This window comes from Mucilaginibacter sp. P2_A5, from assembly GCF_056404995.1.
This window is the reverse complement of the sequence record NZ_JBFUCY010000001.1, coordinates 26041-43145: the sequence shown is the minus strand read 5'-3', so window position 1 is coordinate 43145 and position 17105 is coordinate 26041. Positions and strand designations below refer to the sequence as shown.

General features: G+C 42.2%; 15 protein-coding genes. 6 read left to right on the top strand and 9 right to left on the bottom strand.

Features of this window, described 5'->3' with window-relative positions:
- Positions 1 to 42: 42 nt before the first annotated feature.
- From AC1DXF_RS00185 to AC1DXF_RS00160, 6 genes are all read right to left on the bottom strand, one after another.
- Positions 43 to 2016, bottom strand: a complete 1974-nt coding sequence (locus AC1DXF_RS00185; RefSeq protein WP_477444882.1) for a sialate O-acetylesterase — start codon at positions 2014 to 2016, stop codon at positions 43 to 45.
- A gap of 326 nt (positions 2017 to 2342) precedes the next feature.
- Positions 2343 to 3965, bottom strand: a complete 1623-nt coding sequence (locus tag AC1DXF_RS00180) for an alpha-L-fucosidase (RefSeq protein WP_477444880.1) — start codon at positions 3963 to 3965, stop codon at positions 2343 to 2345.
- A gap of 74 nt (positions 3966 to 4039) precedes the next feature.
- Positions 4040 to 5569, bottom strand: coding sequence for a SusD/RagB family nutrient-binding outer membrane lipoprotein (locus AC1DXF_RS00175; RefSeq protein ID WP_477444878.1), 1530 nt, complete (start codon positions 5567 to 5569; stop codon positions 4040 to 4042).
- An 18-nt stretch (positions 5570 to 5587) separates the two neighbouring features.
- Complete coding sequence (locus AC1DXF_RS00170; protein WP_477444876.1) at positions 5588 to 9040, bottom strand: SusC/RagA family TonB-linked outer membrane protein; 3453 nt, start codon at positions 9038 to 9040, stop codon at positions 5588 to 5590.
- An 18-nt stretch (positions 9041 to 9058) separates the two neighbouring features.
- Positions 9059 to 10096 carry a FecR family protein gene (locus tag AC1DXF_RS00165; RefSeq protein ID WP_477444874.1) on the bottom strand — a complete coding sequence of 346 codons (1038 nt, stop codon included), beginning with the start codon at positions 10094 to 10096 and terminating at the stop codon, positions 9059 to 9061.
- A 73-nt stretch (positions 10097 to 10169) separates the two neighbouring features.
- Positions 10170 to 10817: an RNA polymerase sigma factor gene (locus AC1DXF_RS00160; protein ID WP_477444872.1), complete on the bottom strand. Its 648-nt coding sequence runs from the start codon at positions 10815 to 10817 to the stop codon at positions 10170 to 10172.
- A gap of 146 nt (positions 10818 to 10963) precedes the next feature.
- Between AC1DXF_RS00160 and AC1DXF_RS00155 the strand changes: the two genes are divergently transcribed.
- The 3 genes from AC1DXF_RS00155 to AC1DXF_RS00145 all read left to right on the top strand — a co-directional run bounded on the left by AC1DXF_RS00155 (position 10964) and on the right by AC1DXF_RS00145 (position 13559).
- Positions 10964 to 11899 carry a helix-turn-helix domain-containing protein gene (locus tag AC1DXF_RS00155; RefSeq protein WP_477444870.1) on the top strand — a complete coding sequence of 312 codons (936 nt, stop codon included), beginning with the start codon at positions 10964 to 10966 and terminating at the stop codon, positions 11897 to 11899.
- A gap of 108 nt (positions 11900 to 12007) precedes the next feature.
- On the top strand, positions 12008 to 12748 hold the full coding sequence (locus AC1DXF_RS00150) for an SDR family oxidoreductase (protein ID WP_477444868.1): 741 nt from the start codon (positions 12008 to 12010) through the stop codon (positions 12746 to 12748).
- Positions 12749 to 12806: 58 nt separating this feature from the next.
- Positions 12807 to 13559 (top strand): glucose 1-dehydrogenase, encoded by a 753-nt coding sequence (locus AC1DXF_RS00145; RefSeq protein WP_477444866.1) that lies wholly within the window; start codon positions 12807 to 12809, stop codon positions 13557 to 13559.
- Between the two features lie 83 nt (positions 13560 to 13642).
- On the opposite strand, the gene AC1DXF_RS00140 is transcribed toward AC1DXF_RS00145, so the two are convergent.
- Entirely contained in the window at positions 13643 to 13954 is a 312-nt protein-coding gene (locus AC1DXF_RS00140) for a hypothetical protein (RefSeq protein ID WP_477444864.1), read from the bottom strand.
- Between the two features lie 193 nt (positions 13955 to 14147).
- On the opposite strand from AC1DXF_RS00140, the gene AC1DXF_RS00135 reads away from it, so the two are divergent.
- A complete protein-coding gene (locus AC1DXF_RS00135; RefSeq protein WP_477444862.1) occupies positions 14148 to 14861 on the top strand; it encodes an SGNH/GDSL hydrolase family protein in 714 nt (237 codons plus the stop codon).
- 113 nt (positions 14862 to 14974) lie between these two features.
- A complete protein-coding gene (locus tag AC1DXF_RS00130; RefSeq protein WP_477444860.1) occupies positions 14975 to 15493 on the top strand; it encodes a DUF2306 domain-containing protein in 519 nt (172 codons plus the stop codon).
- Positions 15494 to 15505: 12 nt separating this feature from the next.
- On the opposite strand, the gene AC1DXF_RS00125 is transcribed toward AC1DXF_RS00130, so the two are convergent.
- A complete protein-coding gene (locus AC1DXF_RS00125; RefSeq protein WP_477444858.1) occupies positions 15506 to 15709 on the bottom strand; it encodes a helix-hairpin-helix domain-containing protein in 204 nt (67 codons plus the stop codon).
- Positions 15710 to 15824: 115 nt separating this feature from the next.
- Here AC1DXF_RS00125 and AC1DXF_RS00120 point away from each other — a divergent pair, with 115 nt between their 5' ends.
- On the top strand, positions 15825 to 16433 hold the full coding sequence (locus AC1DXF_RS00120) for a DUF2238 domain-containing protein (RefSeq protein WP_477444856.1): 609 nt from the start codon (positions 15825 to 15827) through the stop codon (positions 16431 to 16433).
- 169 nt (positions 16434 to 16602) lie between these two features.
- Here AC1DXF_RS00120 and AC1DXF_RS00115 read toward each other — a convergent pair whose 3' ends face one another.
- A complete protein-coding gene (locus AC1DXF_RS00115) occupies positions 16603 to 16968 on the bottom strand; it encodes a response regulator (protein WP_477444854.1) in 366 nt (121 codons plus the stop codon).
- Positions 16969 to 17105: the final 137 nt, after the last annotated feature.

Below are 17105 nucleotides of genomic sequence, written 5' to 3'. Positions count from 1 at the left end.
TATATATGGACGGCCAAATTTTAAAGTAATATCATAACACCGTTATTTCTTTCCCAGCGTTACACCGGGCCATTCGTCGGTACGGAATGGCGATGCAGGCAAGCCCGCGGCGTTGTACAGGTTACATACCGGATTAATTCCCCAGGCATACCTCACCGCTACCGGGTTGCTGACTTGTGTATTGCTCACTATAACTTTGTCGCCAACAATCACGGCATCCGCCCAATAAAACTTTTGATCGGCGCCGGCAATAGCAAAGCCTTTTAACGGTTGCCCCCCGGTTGTTTTAAGGCCATCGCTATGTTTGAACGAGAGCGTTATTTTATCATCATTAATTGTATATTCTTGAAATATAGGGCCCGAATATTCTAAATTATTGCCATAGGTTTTAGCAAGGGCAGCCAAAGCCAGCCTGCGTCCTACTTCCTGTTTATTTTTTGGATGGATATCGTACCCGCCCAAATCAATAGCGACGGCCATTCCTGTATTTGGCAGTGAGAGTGTTTTAAATTGTGCTTCCCGCAGTTCAGCCCAATCTGAAGCTGAGGGTTGCGGTTCGGTGATATAGTAGTTGGCCAATTGCACAAAATAGAAAGGAAAGTCACCCTCGCCCCACCTGTTACGCCAATCGTTTATCATGGTGGGGAATAATTGACGATACTGGTATGCCCTACCAGAATTTGATTCGCCCTGGTACCAGATAACGCCTTTGATAGCGTATTGGGTAAATGGGTTAATCATCGCATTAAACAATACCGATGGCCTGTTTGGGCTTTTAGGATCTGTTGGAAAAGGCGGCATACTTTTGAGGTTGAGACCTATATGGTATTGCCAGGCATTATTTAAAGGAATCTGCTGATCATTACCATTTGCAAGGTAAAGTAGTTTGGCATCGCTGTAAAGGCCTCCGTTGCCCGAGCCATCAAACACCCGGATGGTTATTATATTTTCTCCTGCCTTAACCAGGTTACCGGGTATAGTATACACCCGTGGCGTATTATAAACGGCCATTTCGCCGATTTTTTCTCCGTTAAACCAGGTAATATCAGCATCGTCAACCGCGCCTAAACTTAATTTAATGGGCTTGCCTGCCCAGTCGTCGGGAACAATTACTTTTTTATGTAGCCAGATAACGCCATCAAAATTCGGTAAGGTTTTTTCTAAAATGGACGGCAAAACCATATCATGCCATTTAGAAACGTCGAGGTCATTCGCAAGCCAAACCGGCTTGCCCTGGTTATATCCCGAATCTTTTTCGGCAATAAGGTTTTGCCATTGTTGCGCCTTAAGTACGTAAGCTTTTTGGGCTTCTTCTTTATTTTCTGTTTCAACAGTAGTTAACGGCGCAACAAACTCGGGCATGGCCCTTAACGCAGTGCCACTTGTCCAGGCCTCGGCAATGGTTCCGCCCCACGAGGTATGGATTAAGCCGATAGGTATGTTTGTTTTGCTATAAATTTCCTTTGCAAAAAAGTAGGCGGCGGATGAAAACTCAGCCACGTTTTCGGGTGTGCAGGGCACCCACCCGCCTTTAGTTACTTTGGCATCGGCCAATGGCACGCTGCTGGTCATATGCTCCACCTGCAACAGGCGGATATTGGGATAATTGGCCGCAGCCATTTCCTTTTCATAATCGTTTATCTTTCCCCAGCCTGCCACCGGCATTTCCATGTTCGACTGGCCCGAGCATAGCCAAACTTCGCCTATCAGTACATTTTTCAACTCCAGGATATCGCCATCGGATATAGTAATGGTAAAAGGTCCGCCATAAGATGGGGTTCTAACTTTTATCTTCCAGTTTCCATCGGCATCTGCTGTAGTGTTATATTTTTTGCCAGGCCATGTTGTTGTGATGGTGATTTTTTTACCGGCTTCGGCTTTTCCCCAAATAGCGGCTTTGGTTTTTTGCTGCAAAACCATATTATCGCTAAATACGGATGGCAAGGTTACTTTAGCGCTGATTAGCTGCACAGCAAACAGGAATGAAAGGGCGGTTAACAATAACGATTTGAACATAAATGCTTTTAACAGGACGTTTACTTTTCCTGAGCGATAAAAGTAGCATCTTAATTCTGATTATTTATAAACCTCCAATTTTATTACTAACCGCCGCAAACTCAGTATACCAAATTAATGCATAGTGTACTGTTCCATAACTTTGTGGTACAGTTAGCAACACATGTATGAAACAGGCAAAAATACGTCTATAAATAATTAATAATCAACATATTAAACAGTTTTAAATTACATTTATGTACGACACAGATTGTCGTACATCTTTTGTTTTTTGCAAAAAACGGAACAGCGCAGGCCATAAAAATCTGGTAAAAGCAGCCGTCAATTTATCTCAGCAACTTGTTCTCCCCTTCTATCTCCACGTTTTCCTGCTGAGTTACGGCTTTATATTCATAGCTTCCTTTCAGGGGCAATGTAAGTTCAAAGCTTCCATCAGGTTTAACAGGTACCCAGGGGCTGACTGTCCATTTACCGGCATAAAGGGTTTCAACCTGGCCATGATAAGGCCTGTAATCAAAACGGGCCAGTTTAACTGAGGGCGTTTTGTAGTTTGCTATCCTGCCTTTTAATATCACCCGGCCCTTCCACAATGCCGTAGCACCGGTTTCAACAATAACTGCTTCTTTAAACGCGGGATTTACATTATCCAGTTTAATAACAACGGGGTTTGGCCAGCGATGATCGTCATAAATACGCTGCGCTTTCACTACCGATACTTCCAAACCTTTGGCGGTTTGGGTATACCTGCAGCTTACGTCATCGCTTTTATATTCAATTACCTGGCTATTTTGTCCCAAAACGCTTATTCTGGTATCGGGCGTACTGATTGCCGAACGAATAGTGAAAGTTTTACGCGTGCCTTCCTTCCAATCTGCCGCATCGGTTACTATGGCATAAAGGGTATGCCCGCCTTTCTGGGTAAACCAAATGTCACCTTCTTTGCTTACAACCCAACTCCGTACATCGTCAATACATTCGCGGTTTACAAAATACCAAGCCGACATTTCGCGCAGCCGTTCTTCCTGTTCAACCGGCAGTTCGCCGTTAGGTTTGGGGCCAACATTCAATAACAATGATCCTCCCTTAGCCCTCGCCTCTATCAATAAACCTATTAACTGACTACCCGATTTATAACGTTCATTAGTAGGCTGGTAACCCCATGCGGTACCCATGGTAATGCATGACAGCCATGGTTCATTGATCATTGCCCCAGGCATAATCTGTTCCGGCGTTTTTATAGCGCCGCGGGTGATAAGCAAATCGGGCTGCAATTTCCAGCAGGTTTCCTTTACAATTTCTTTGGGGTCGCCATCAATAAAAAGCACATCTATTTTGCCGTATTTGGTCATTAGCTCTTCGCATTGCTGCTGGGTATAATCATCATAGGCTTTGCGGGTGGCAGCATCCATTTTAACATCGGTACGGCTTATCGTAATGTGATGGTCATGCAAAAAATTAAAATCTTCTGGCGAAAAATAAAAACCCACCTGCAGACCGACCTCGCGCGTGGCATCAACAAATTCTTTCAACAGGTCTTTTTTATAAGGAGTATGGGTGATATTAAAACCGGTAGTTTTGGTATCCCACATGCAAAAACCGGAATGGTGCTTGGTGGTAAAAACAATATACTTCATTCCGGCAAGCTTAGCCAAAACCGCTACCTGGTGCGGGTCAAATTTAGATGGATCGAAAGTTTTTGGCAGTTCGGCAAAATATCGGTTCACATAATCGTCACTTGCCCCTACCAGCGAATGGCTGATAACCAGGCCCAACTGCCCATCCATACTAAAATGGACAAACAAGCCCAACCCCGTATTTTTAAGCCAAAGTTCCCGTTCGGGCTTGTTCAGGTTATAATTACTGGCGTTATCGTCCTTCACCAGGTCGTTTTGGGCAATGGCTCCATTGTAACATATCAACAGAACTAACAAACAAAAATATCTCGTCATCTGTAAAAATAAAAAAAGGAAGGGCAACCAAACCCTTCCTTAAACCAATCTATCAATTTATTAACACTTTTACATTATTTGTCCCACCACATTCTTGTCAGTAACTCATCTGCCCCCTGGCGGGCGATGGCTGCCGCATAAGATGCCGCGTTAAGATTTTGCTCGGATATGGGGTACAACATCCTCCGGAATATTTTACCACCAGTGGCGTTACCTACATAATTGTTAGGCACCAAAGCCGGATAGCCCGTGCGCCTGTAAGTAGCAAATACTTCCTGCGCATCCGGAAAAATGCCAATCCAGAACTGGGTGTAAATCTGCGCCATTTTTTGATCAAGCGTGCCTGCCGAATTAAACTTATGATAGTTGATATAGGTATTAATCTGCGCGTCGCTTATAGCGCCTGCGTTGCCGCCGATAATAGCCCACTGCCGCATAGATGCAGCGATACCGCTTTCATATAAAGAAGAAGCTGTAGCTGCACTATACCAACCTCTCGAAGCAGCCTCGGCAAGCAGGAAATAGCTTTCGGCAGCGGTAAATACCAAACGCGGAGACCCTAAAAGTAATATGGTTTTAGGGTTAGGCTCAGAGTAAGTTACAAAATCCGCCGGTTTAGCATTCAATGAAGCCAACATACCTTTTTGCACCGATGAAGTTGTATCGGCTACACCTGAATTGTAAACTATAGACACAACACCTAAACGCGGATCTTTATTGGTTTTCAGGTAGGTGATAAATGGCTCCTGATATTTGCCGCCTTCGGTATTGGTAGTTCCGTTTTGAGCAATATAATCATTGTTCCAAAGATCATTAGCTAATGGGTTTCTATTGATAACCTGGCCCGATGCTAAATAAGGCATTTTTGCAATATCGGCATCATTTAATATAACGCCGCCGGCAATAGCCTTTGTGGCCCATGATTGTGCCGATGCTATATCAACCTTAGTCATGCGCATGGCGCAGCGCAACATTAGCGAATACGCAAATTTTTTCCATTGGCTGGTATTACCACCGTATATCAGGTCGGCTGCACCAAAAGTGGTTTTGCCGGCATCAAGGCTGGTAGCTGCCTGTTCAAGTTCTTTCAACATATCTGCATAAATATCCTTTTGGGCGTCATATGCAGGCTTAAATATTGAACTGTTATAACCCTGCCCGGCCTGCGAATATGGAATATCGCCATACAAATCGGTAAGCCTGCTAAAGCAATATACCCGCCAGATGCGGGCCTCGGCAACCAGGTTAACCTGCGAAGCATCGGTACCAGCTGCTTTTATTACTTCAACCAATTCGTTTATCTCGTTAGGATAAGCGCTGCTAAATGCGGCAAACGTCTGCTGGGTTTGGGCTAAAACGTATTTACTGCCAAAACCGGCCACATCATTAAAGCTGGTGGTATATTGCATGGCACCCAGCAGAAAGTTAAGCATACGGGCGGTACCATCATATTCGGCCTTGGTAAATATATATTGCGGAATAGGTGTTGTAGACGCGTTGGGGTTAATGTTCAGCGTGTCAAAGTTTTTGGTGCATGATTGTGTGGCCAGAATGCCGAGCATCACCAGCAAACACGTGGTATATTTTGATATGTGTTTTTTCATCTTAATCAACTTTAAATATTAGAACTTAACTGCCAGGTTTACACCAAGTGAACGGGTACGCGGCAAACCAATTGATTCAAAACCCTGTGTATTACTGTTAGTAAAACTCTGTTCGGGGTCAAAATTATCTGTCTTTTTGTAAAGCGTCCACAGGTTACGTGACACCAGCGAAATACTTGCCGACTGGATATGAACCTTTTTAAGATCGAGGGCGGGCAGGTTATAAGATAATATTACCTGCCTAAGCTTTACAAAGCTGCCGTCGTGTACAAATAGGTCTGAGTAGATCTTATAGTTATCATAGTATGTGCGCAAGCCACTTACCGGTACTGTACGTGTATAGGCGGCGCCAGTTTTGTCGACACCATTTAGCACCAGGCCATTGTCGCGCCCCGGCAGGGTTGTTTTCATTAAACCTAAACGGGTGGCATATACTTCCATTAAAGAAAACACCTTGTTGCCAAACTTGCCGTCGAGCAAGAAGCTGAACGAAAAGCGCTTGTACCTGAATTCGTTGGTTAAACCCATCGTAAGCGGTGCAACGCTTTTGCCAAGCGGTTCGTATGCCGACTGAACAGGGTAGCCCGAAGTTGCATTGAATACTACTTGTCCGGCGCTGTTTTTTACCATATGTGTACCGTATAAAGTGCCGAATGCCATTCCTTCGGTGTTGTTAAGTACTGCATAACCGTTTACCGATGTAGCCAGTTGTATGGTGGACAAGCCAGATGCAAGCTTTATTACCTTATTATCATTATAAGCCACATTATAGCTGGCGTTCCAGCTAAAGTCTTTTGATTTTATTGGCGAGCCATTTAACAACAACTCGATACCTTTGTTGCGCACCTCGCCAACGTTAAGGATTACACTGCTATAGCCCGACGTTGTTGAAATGGCTGTATTTACAATATCTTTGGTAGTTTTACGGTCGTATACCGTTACATCCAATCCTAAACGATTTTGCAGCAATTGCAATTCGAGGCCGGCCTCGGTTGTTGTTGAGGTATATGGCTGAAGATTTTTATTGGTTATGCTGCCGCTTGTTACGTTTTGCAGCGGTTGTCCCGAACTGGCAATATTGCTGTAGCTAAGATTAATTGCATAAGGATCGGGAGCACCACCACCCACCTGGGCCCAAGAGGCCCTTAATTTGGCAAGACTGATAAACTGGGGCAATTTTATTGCATCGGATAGTATAAAACTGCCACCTACACTTGGATAAAATATACTATTGTGGGCCAGGCTAAGTGTTGAGAACCAATCCTTCCTGCCGGTGAACGATAAAAACAGTATGCTTTTATAATCAAAATCTGCCGAACCGAACACAGAATTAGTTACAACTTTAGAATTGTAATAATTTGTAGATGCGGTTAATAAATTGATAGGGGTATACAGATAAGGTATGATAAACTGTTCTCCATTTAGGTTTTGGGCATTAGAAATCAGCTTACGACTGTTAACACCTCCCAAGACACTAAAATTAAAATCATTTAACACCTGTTTTTTAAAGGTTGCAGTTACCAATTCATTAGTTTCGGATAAGTCTGATTTAATTGCCTGGTACTGACCGTTCGGGACATAAAGTGTACCGGTAGGCAATACGTTTGAATAATTGTAATTATAAAAATCCCGGCTTATGGTAGCTTTTAAAGTCAAGTTTTCAATTGGTGTGTATGAAATAGATCCCTGGCCTATAAAACGATCTTTAACATCATTCTCTTTAAACTTGTTAACCACAAAGTAACCGTTTGAAGCGATGGCAGCATCATTCCAAACCTGTTCATTACCTTTGGCGTCGTACCCTGGTGCAAGCCACCGTATGTCAACGGTATTAGCTACTTCAAGCGGGGTCCAGTTAGGGTTGCCCAATGCATCTCCCGCACCGGTCCGGTTATGGCCGGTTTCAACATTGTATTGTGCCAGGGCCTCGATAGAAATTTTGCTCCCCAGCCTACTGTTTAAAGCCAGGTTAAAAGTTTTACGATCATAAGTTGTACCTGGCAAAATACCTTTGCTGTTTAAGTCTGCAGCAGAAAAACGATAGGTAATAGCTTCGTTGCCCCCCACAAATGCAATACTGTTGGTATAGGTACTCCCGGTTTGATAAAAATTTTTGATATTGTCTTTTTGTGCAGCATAAGGATGTGTTTTGCCGTCAACAGCCATGTAATCTGTCGAACCATCTATTTTTGCTCCCCATGAACGCCTGCCGGTTCCCTGGGCAGTTGCCAGCGTTGTTGGTTTTACGCCGCCATCTCCCTGGCCGTATTCATACTGATAATCCGGAAAAACTGCAACATTGTCATAAGTAGCGGTTGAATTAAACTCAACTCCTAATCCTTTTTGAACCCGTCCCTTTTTGGTTGTAATCAGGATAACACCATTGGCTGCCCGTGATCCATACAAAGCCGCCGCGGTACCACCCTTTAACACACTGATCGACTCAATATCGTCAGGATTTAAAGCCGCGATACCATCACCACGGTCAACGTTATTGGTAATACCATTAACTGTCGGTGCGCCACCGGGGACACTATTATCAATAGGCATACCGTTAACAACATACAAAGGCTGTGTATCACCGGCCAGTGCGCCGTTACCGCGTATAATTATCCGGCTTGAACCACCGGGCCCTGTTGATAAACCTGCTGCGTTTACACCCGCTACTTTACCTGTTAAGGCGTTGGCAACGTTATTTTCGCGGGCCTGGGTAAACTCGGCTCCTTTAACTTCGGTAACAGAGTAGCCTAATGATTTTTTTTGCTTGCTGATACCAAGCGCAGTTACCACAACCTCATTAAGCGTACTGTTATTCTGTTTTAATTTTATTTGAACTGGCGATGTTAAATCGGTAACCGTAACCTCCTCCTTATTATAGCCAATATAAGCAACTAATAAGGTTAATGGTTTTCCGGTAAACTTATCGGGCACTACCAGTTTAAAATTACCCGACACATCGGTTGAGGTACCGATTTTAGGGTCGGCTTTTAAATATACCGATGCACCTATAACCGGCAGACCGTCTTTTTCGTCAACCACCTTACCTATTAAAACAGCGGCAATTGCCGGCGCCGAATTAACAGTGGTTTCTTTTATCGAATAGATAGAGATCTGGCTATCGCTGATTTTACGGTATTGCAACTGGAAAACCGACAACAGTTGTTTCAGGTTTTCGTCAAGGTTAAACTGTTTAGAGTTATTAAATAAGCTTACCGGTATAAATTTATTATCCAACAACCCTTCCTGATATGCAATTTGCACATTGAATTGCTTTTTGATGTTTTCAAGTGCATCCTTTAACAGCACTTTGGTTTCGGCAGCCTGCTGCTGCATGGCAAAGCCCGGGGCTTTTGAATGAAACCTGTTATTGCTGGTAAGTGCCAGTTGGGCGTAGCCGTAAACCGACTGGCCTAGCAACACCAACAAGAAACAGCAACATTTTAAAAAAGTTGAAAAGTCAAATTTTCGCATAAATGAGTTGTTTAGGGGTTAATTTTTTGTGATTGTGATGTTTTTGTCTGTTTGGGTGACCTTTACCGATAATGTAGTGGAGATAGTTTCCAAAAGTTCGTCAACGTTTGATACGCTTATCTCTCCTTCAATTTTCAGATTGGCAATAGCCGGGTCGGTATAATCAATGTGATATCCATAATCGTCGGTCATGACCTCGCCGATTTGTGATAACGTAGCATTGTTAAAAAGTAATTGGTGGTTTGTCCACTGTGTCAGTTTTTCGGGCACAGCAAGCTTCTTTTGGGTTACCACCTTCCGGTGGGCGTATTCCACATAATCGCCCGGCTTCATCACCAGCAACTTGTTGTTATGCGATGCCAGGTCAAGGTATTCGAGCATAATTTTGCCGCTTACCAGGCCCACATTGGTTTTATTGTGCCTGTTACGTACATTAAAGGAGGTACCTAACACCTCGATATTAACATCGTTGCAATGCACAATAAATCTTTCGGTAACTTTTATATGGCGGGGATCTTTATTAATATGTTTTACACTGAAAAAGCCTTCACCGCTGATCCAAACTTCTCTCGCCTTTTTATCCCAGTTGTTGGCGTACGACAATTTAGAGTTACCGTTAAGTATCACTATCGAATTATCGGGAAGGGTAACGGTACGTAATTCACCAAAAGCGGTAACTACTTCATTTTTTGTGTTGTATTTCAGCATCCAGAAAGCTATCCCTACTGATGATACCAACAGGATCATCGCTGCTACGCGCAGGAAGGTGTTTAAGCGGAATACTTTTTGTTTTACTGCTCTTTTACCGTGTAAAGTACCTTCAATGCGGTTCCAAACTTTTTGTTGATTTGCTTCGTTTGTAAAAACATCCTGCTTGCGGTAGGCTAATATAATTTGGGCAGCTTCATCAATAATTTCCTTTTGAGCAGGATACATAGCTGTAACCGATTGCCAAAAGCTGATGTCACTTTGAGATGGGTTGATAACGAACTGAAGAAAATCGTCATCATCTAAAAAATCCTGTAGGGTATAAGAGGCGTATTTTGCAATCTCCATGCTATATAAGTTTCTGATTTAAACCTTATATACATGAGCACGCTGGAATTATCCCTCCTAAATAAAAATAAATTTAATTTGAGTGAATATGGGTACCTAAACAGCTATAAAGGCCAATAACAATAACCAGTTTCGAGGTTTTTAACGCACCCTGCAAGTTGTTGAATGCTTTGTAAAGCAGTTTGTATGTGGAGTTGATGTTGATTTCCATAATATCGGATATCTCTTCATAGCCCAGCCCTTCGTAAAAACGCAGATAGATGATTTCCTGCTGCCTGGCCGGCAAAGTTTTTACTACCGTTTTTATTTTATGCTGAAGCTCGCGTTCCTCTTCATTGGCAATAATCTGGTGATCAAAGGAGATCTCGAAGGAAAAATTGTAATCGGTTTCCGATTCCAAACCAACAAAACGCGACTGCCCCTGTATTTTGCGAAAAATAATACCACGCAGCGATTTATACAGGTAATTTTTTATCGATGCAGGGTTGCCAAGGGTTGCCCGGTTAGTCCAAAGTTTAATAAACAAATCATGAATAGCATCTTCAATAATGTTTACATCGCGGGTAAATTTGTATCCGTAATTATTAAGTACTTTAAAATGATCGTTATACAACCGGGTATAGGCATCCCAGCTACCTTCTTTAAAGGCAAGCCATATGGCAACATTGTCATCATAAATACCTACAATACTTTCGGGCATATTTAATTTAAAACCATCCACTTTTTAAAAAATGAATTTAAGTACAATGTAATAAATTATAACAATCATTTTACATAAACTTTAAATTTGTTTAGCAAAAAATTTAGCGGGGAAATATAAACTATTAAATAGCTTGATTGCATTAACTTAGAGGCTGGCAGCTAACTATGAAGGAAGAACAGAAACTAATTTTCAACAATCTTAGAGAGCAATACATCCATTTTGGATTGCCTGCGGATGGCATTGATGATAAAACCGATTTTGCCATCCATAACCTAAAGGATGTGCATGCTACCCTGCCCTACCAATCGCTCATTTTCAGGCCTAACTTTTTCTCATTTGTATTTGTAAAGAATGGATACGGCAAGTATACTACCGATGAACTTGTTTTTGATACGGTACCTGGCACTATATATTTTACAAATCCGGGGCATTACAAATCATATAACTGGTATAAGATAGAGGAAATATACCTGATTACACTTAGCGAATCATTCCTGAAAGAGAATGTTCATCCGGATATTTTTGAAGAGTTCCCGTTCCTACTTGCCGAAACTGTTCAGCCCCGCGTTTTGGCTTCCGATGCATTTTTGGAGTTTGAACAACTGTACCTGCTGATAAATAAGGAGTATCAAAATTACAGTGCTTATCGCAACCGTATCATCGGAAATCTCTTTGTGGTACTCCTTTTAAAGATAAAAGAAAACTTTTGGAGGGACTATAACCCCATTTATGAAGGCAACCGCAGTTCGCAAATTGTAAAAGAGTTTAAGCGAATGCTGGAAAAACATTATCGCGACCTGGGCAATGGCTTAGTTGAAAAAGCATACCGGGTACAGGATTATGCCGATGCCCAAAGCCTGCACCCCAATTACCTGAGCAACGTTATCAAAATAAAAACCGGCAAACCCATTGGCACCTGGATAACAGAAAAAACAATATCGGAGGCCAGGGCATTGCTGCAAAACTCAACTATATCTATTAAGGAGATTGCCTACCAGTTGGGCTTTTCCGAGTCGACCCATTTTAGCAATTACTTTAAAAAACACACGGGTCTGTCGCCGGTTTTATTCAGGAAACAGCAAATAGCCGCCACATCTTAGATATTTATATGTAATGCTTTAATATGTGTATCATTTGAGGTAACCCCAAACCTCACCTTTGTTATGTCGAAACAAACAAGACATCAACATAAAATAACAAAGGAAACCATGAACACATTAGCAGAAAAAGTAATTTTAGTAACCGGAGCCTCAAGAGGCATTGGAGCAGCAGTAGCCCACAAACTGGCACAAGCCGGTGCAAAAGTAATTATTAACTATGCCGGCGGGCTTGAAGCGGCCGCGCAAACCGTAAACTCCATTAAAGCAGCAGGCGGCGATGCTATAGCCTTGCAAGCCGATGTAAGCAAAGCCGATGAAGTAGCCGCCATGTTTGATGCCGCCATTGCACACTACGGCAAAATTGATGTATTGGTAAACAACGCCGGCATTATGATAACCAAACTGTTGAAAGATACTACCGACGAGGATTTTACCCGCCAGTTTGACATCAATGTACGCGGCACGTTTAATACAATGCGCCAGGCAGCAACCAAGCTGGCCGATAACGGCAGCATCATAAATTTCTCATCAACCACAACCCGGGTAATAATGCCAACTTATGGTACTTATGTTGCCACTAAAGCAGCTGTTGAACAACTGACCCGTGTATTTAGCAAAGAGGTTGGCGCAAGGGGCATTAATGTAAACTCCGTATCTCCGGGCCCTACAAATACCGAATTGTTTACCAAGGGCAAACCACAGGAAGTAATTGACCGACTGGCATCGCTTTCGGCTTTTAACCGCATCGGCGAACCTGAAGACATTGCCAAAATAGTAGTATTCCTGGCCAGCGACGATGCCAAATGGATAAGCGCGCAAAACATTGGCGCAAATGGCGCTATGGCTTAAAACAGAGTCAAGAGATTAGAATTAAGACAAAAACATCGAATAGCAAAAAATAGAAATCATGAACTCATTAAATAATAAGGTAGCATTAATAACCGGATCGGCACGTGGATTAGGTAAGGCGATAGCCGAGCGCTATGCCGCATTAGGGGCCGATATTGTGATCAATTATTCGCGGGACAAGGCATCGGCCGATGAAGTTGTTAGTAATATAGCCGCAATGGGTGCAAAAGTTATAGCGGTACAAGCCGATGTAAGCAAAGTGACTGATATTGAAAGATTGTTTGCTGAAGCTAAAAAGGCATTTGGCAAAATAGATATTGTAGTGGCCAACGCAGGTATCGAGCTTGTAGAAACTCCGGTAGTTGATTTTACCGAAGAACAGTTTGACAGGGTATTTTCCATTAATACAAAAGGGTCTTACTTTACAATGCAACAGGCAGCCAAAAATGTAGAGGATAACGGCCGTATCATTTACATAGCATCCAGTACAACCTCATTTCCGGTGCCAGGGATGGCTGTTTATGGCGGCAGCAAAACAACGCCACGTTACCTGGTTGATATATTATCAAAAGAGATAGGTCATAAAGGGATTACTGTTAATTCTATCATTCCATTTGCGGTTGACCATTCGGGGATATTTGCAGAAGCCAGCAGTTACCCCGAATTAAGGAAACAACTGCTTGACAGCTGCCCTATGGGCCGCCTGGCCGAAGTGGAAGACGTAGCCAACGCTGCCGAATTTTTTGCAAGCGATCTGTCGTCATTTGTTAATGGTCAGCACCTGCTGGTAAATGGGGGTGCAACAAATTAATAAAACCACTGCACAGATCGTAAAAAACTCCGCCTGTTATAAAAGGGCGGAGTTTTTTACTGAACGAAATTTCAGTTTAATTATTAAGAAGCGTTTGCCAGCTTGTAGCCAGGCTCGGCGGTTAATGTACGCTTTACAATTGGGATAGCAGGTTCCTGGTATTTCTCTTTCAGTTTTTTAAATATCTGGAAGCTAAAAGCATCCTGCATTGGCAAATTCCATTTGGCAATGGATGCCGGATGTAATTGCAAACTATCCGTTGGAACCTTTAAGTTCATGTGGTTAATGTGCGTGAGACCGGTAATTTTATCGGTATCATATATAACAAATGTATCAATCTTATCGCCGTCGGGATCGGTATAGATCACAGATTCATGTTCGTTAAAAGTTTTCATATAGTTAATAGATATAAAACGATAACAAGAAAAAAACACAAAGGTTTTATAACTATAAATTAATTTAAATAAATTAATAGGAAAAATTACCGGGAGAATTTGACGACGTTTAACTAATTCACCCTAAATACCGCCTACAAAATCGCAGGGTGGAGAATTCTGCTATTTTTGTTTACACCTAAAAAAACAAATTATGAAACGCATTTTTTCCCTGGCTTTATCTTTGTGTTTTGCAGTAAATGTGTTTGCTCAGCAAAACAAACCTGATACTATAAAAGAAGACTTTAAAGACGATTGGGCAGCCCTATCGCACTACAAAAAAGAAAACCAGCGATTAGGCGAACCCAAACCCGGCGAAAAACGCGTGGTGTTTTTAGGCAGCTCGATATTTGAGTTTTGGAAAACCAAAATGCCCGGATTTTTTTCCGGCCGGCCCTACCTGAACAGGGGTATCAGCGGGCAAATTTCGCCGCAGCTACTAATCCGTTTCAGGCAGGACGTTATCAACCTGAAACCCAAAGCGGTTATCATCCTGGCAGGCAGCAATGACATTGCGGCCAACACCGGGCACGTAAGCAACCAAACTATCATGGATAATGTACGTTCGATGGCCGAATTAGCTAAGCTGCATGGCATCAAAGTAATCCTTTGCGAATACCTTCCGGTATTTGACTATCCATGGCGCAAAGGCCTTAAACCGGCCGATAAGATCATCTCCTTAAATAAAGAAATTAAGGCGTATGCCGAGGCCAATAATTTTACCCTTCTCGACTACTTTTCACCACTGGCTGATGAGCGCAACGGGCAAAAAGCCGAATTAACTACCGATGGTGTACACCCCAATGTGGCAGGTTATAAAATTATGGCAAAGATTACCGAAGAAGCTATCGCCAAAGCCTTAAAATAAACACTTGTTTTATAAGCGGTTTGTAAATATAAAGGCTTTTGTGTAGCTTAGAACTACTGGTTGTACCACCGGTAGTTTTAAAATATTTCTGCTTACCCTTAAAACATCACATCATGCCTAATCACCTGTCTCCACTTGGAATTTTCCACACCGCCATCAGCATTCTTGCCGTGCTTGTTGCCCTTTATGCATTGTTTCGCCAGGGAAAAATCGATCCTAAAAGCGGTCCCGGTAAATTGTATATCCTGTTTACTGTCATCGGTTGCCTTACAGCGCTGCCTATTATGAAAACCGGCCATTTTACGGCCGGGCACGCCCTGGCTGTTATCGTTTTAGCGCTGTTACCTTTGGGTGTTTACGCCCGGTCTATTAGCTTTTTGGGGAAATCGGCCGAATACGTACAGGTTTTTATCATGTCGCTCACCCTGTTTTTTTCCATGATACCGGCAACTATCGAAACCTTAACCAGGTTGCCCATCAGCCACCCGCTGGCAGCAGGCCCTAATGATCCGGTAGCTAAAATGGGATTAATGACTCTTGTTGCCATATTTGTAATAGGCGTTTTATATCAATTATTAAAGATCAGGTCGAAAAGAAAAGCAGCCGGAACGCCCAATGTTAACTTAAGCTGATAGTGCAATTTACTATTGCCTAAACGTAATATTCCTTTCGGCCATTAAAGCTTTAAGTATTTGCAGGCCTTTTTTTCCTGTGCCGTGTAATTTCATAAAATCAGCTTCGTGCCAGGCAGATAACTGGTTTATATCAGTTATACCCGCATTGGCTAAAGAGCGCTGTGCCGGGTTTGAAAGTTTATGTAATGGATTGTCGTCTTTCTTATCTTTCATCTTCTTAAGGGTTAATTATTCAAATTTAACACCCGTATATTTTTACAAGGCTGTATGGATACGACAAAATATCGGGCAGGTTGCGACTATCCGAAATTAATACCCATATTGTGATATGAAAAAATACTACATTTTAGTGTTCCTGTTTTTTGCAGGCTTAATAGGTTCGGCCATAGCTCCGCATGATTATTTCACGTGGATATTGGAGGTTTTCCCGGGAATTTTAGGCTTCATCGTCCTGGTTTTAACATTTAAACGGTTCAGGTTTACCTATTTTACATACATCATGATACTGGTACATTGTTACGTATTGTTCATAGGCGGTCATTACACTTATGCCCTGGTACCCTTGTTTGATTGGGTGAAAGAAGTTTTTCATCAAGTGCGCAATAATTACGACAAAGTTGGCCATTTTACCCAGGGGTTTGTGCCGGCCCTGATAGCCAGGGAACTATTTGCCAGGAAAAACATTATTCAAAAACGTGGCTGGCTGGCTATACTAACGGTTTGCGTTTGCACCACCATCAGCGTATTGTACGAGTTTATAGAGTGGTTTGTATCAGTGGCGTCCGGCTCATCCGGCGATTCGTTTTTAGGTACACAAGGCGATATATGGGATACACAATCGGATATGCTTTTTGCTATGATTGGGGCAACTTGTATGGTTATATTTTTTGCAAAACTGCAGGACAAGCAGATACAGGATTTAGAGCCAGCAAATTAACGTCAAAAACCGCATATTTAATACTATGAATTATTACCAATTATTTAGTGGCCGGTTTAAATTTTCGGTTTTGGGTTGCTAACAGTCCACGCTCTATTTTAAGAGATTATTTACGAGCAAGCCGCCTAACATTACTACTTTATAAAAAGAAAGATAAATTAACTATAAATTAAGCAGCACGTTTCAAATAATGATCAACCAAACGGGTCAGATCGGTCAGTTCAAATGGCTTGCTTAGCCACGCATCAGCGCCGCATGCCTTGGCAATATCGCCTAAGCCAGGATAGCCGGATATTAATATTACCGGTATATGGTAGGTTAAAGGATGCTTTTTTATAGCCACGCAAAGTTCGCTGCCAAAACCATCTTTTAGCTTATAATCAACCAATACCATATCGGGCATGTGTAATATAACCCCTTTTATTGAGTTTTTATCCAACGAAGCAACGGTACGGTAGCCCTCCTCGTGCAGGATCATCTGTATCGCGTCAGACAGATCTGCATCGTCTTCAACAACAAATATTTTTTTGCCCATAGGTTTATTATAATAGATATACAAAGCTACACAAGTTAATTCATAACCATCAATTATAACTTAACAATTTTAAACAAAAAGCAACGATTATTTTCAATTTTACAATGCCATTATTAACTGTGTGGCGACAAAATATA

Bases quoted from the DNA above. Each gene is read 5' to 3' on its own strand.
- AC1DXF_RS00135 (WP_477444862.1), top strand. From the start codon at position 14,148: ATGAAACGCATTTTTTCCCTGGCTTTATCTTTGTGTTTTGCAGTAAAT.
- AC1DXF_RS00185 (WP_477444882.1), bottom strand. From the start codon at position 2,016: ATGTTCAAATCGTTATTGTTAACCGCCCTTTCATTCCTGTTTGCTGTG.
- AC1DXF_RS00180 (WP_477444880.1), bottom strand. From the start codon at position 3,965: ATGACGAGATATTTTTGTTTGTTAGTTCTGTTGATATGTTACAATGGA.
- AC1DXF_RS00115 (WP_477444854.1), bottom strand. From the start codon at position 16,968: ATGGGCAAAAAAATATTTGTTGTTGAAGACGATGCAGATCTGTCTGAC.
- AC1DXF_RS00150 (WP_477444868.1), top strand. From the start codon at position 12,008: ATGAACACATTAGCAGAAAAAGTAATTTTAGTAACCGGAGCCTCAAGA.
- AC1DXF_RS00155 (WP_477444870.1), top strand. From the start codon at position 10,964: ATGAAGGAAGAACAGAAACTAATTTTCAACAATCTTAGAGAGCAATAC.
- AC1DXF_RS00145 (WP_477444866.1), top strand. From the start codon at position 12,807: ATGAACTCATTAAATAATAAGGTAGCATTAATAACCGGATCGGCACGT.
- AC1DXF_RS00165 (WP_477444874.1), bottom strand. From the start codon at position 10,096: ATGGAGATTGCAAAATACGCCTCTTATACCCTACAGGATTTTTTAGAT.
- AC1DXF_RS00175 (WP_477444878.1), bottom strand. From the start codon at position 5,569: ATGAAAAAACACATATCAAAATATACCACGTGTTTGCTGGTGATGCTC.
- AC1DXF_RS00170 (WP_477444876.1), bottom strand. From the start codon at position 9,040: ATGCGAAAATTTGACTTTTCAACTTTTTTAAAATGTTGCTGTTTCTTG.
- AC1DXF_RS00125 (WP_477444858.1), bottom strand. From the start codon at position 15,709: ATGAAAGATAAGAAAGACGACAATCCATTACATAAACTTTCAAACCCG.
- AC1DXF_RS00140 (WP_477444864.1), bottom strand. From the start codon at position 13,954: ATGAAAACTTTTAACGAACATGAATCTGTGATCTATACCGATCCCGAC.
- AC1DXF_RS00120 (WP_477444856.1), top strand. From the start codon at position 15,825: ATGAAAAAATACTACATTTTAGTGTTCCTGTTTTTTGCAGGCTTAATA.
- AC1DXF_RS00130 (WP_477444860.1), top strand. From the start codon at position 14,975: ATGCCTAATCACCTGTCTCCACTTGGAATTTTCCACACCGCCATCAGC.